The 460-nt window shown below is 69.3% G+C and carries 1 protein-coding gene; it reads right to left on the bottom strand.

Annotation, left to right across the window (positions count from 1 at the left end; genetic code table 11):
- Window positions 1–118: 118 nt before the first annotated feature.
- Window positions 119–460: SMC-Scp complex subunit ScpB (locus AB0C16_RS40550; RefSeq protein WP_357691517.1), on the bottom strand; the 342-nt coding region annotated here is incomplete at its 5' end.

Raw genomic sequence — 460 nt, 5'->3', positions numbered from 1 at the left:
CCACCGCCGTCACGCCCGCCCTGACCGCGTCCGCCGCCCTGACCGGGACGGCCGCCCTGGCCGCCGCTCCGGCCGCTGCCGCCGCTGCCGCTTCCGCTGTTCCTGCCACTGCTTCGCATCAAAATTCCGTCTTGTCGTCTGCGTGAGTATCCGGGGTGTCCGGTGCGTCCGGATCGAACGACGGCACACCCTCTAGCGTCTCAGCCTCGATCGCGTCCGCCTCCGGGAGGAAGGGCGCGAGCTCCGGGAGCTCGTCCAGGCCACGCAGGCCCATTCGCTCCAGGAAGTAGTTCGTCGTCCTGTACAGGATCGCACCTGTTTCGGGTTCCGCGCCCGCCTCCTCGACCAGACCGCGTTGCAGGAGGGTGCGCATCACCCCGTCACAGTTCACTCCACGCACGGCGGAGACCCTCGAACGGCTGACCGGTTGACGGTACGCGACCACGGCGAGCGTCTCCAG

Source organism: Nonomuraea sp. NPDC048916 (genome assembly GCF_040649575.1).
GTDB lineage: Bacteria > Actinomycetota > Actinomycetes > Streptosporangiales > Streptosporangiaceae > Nonomuraea.
This window is presented reverse-complemented; position numbering and strand designations above follow the sequence as displayed.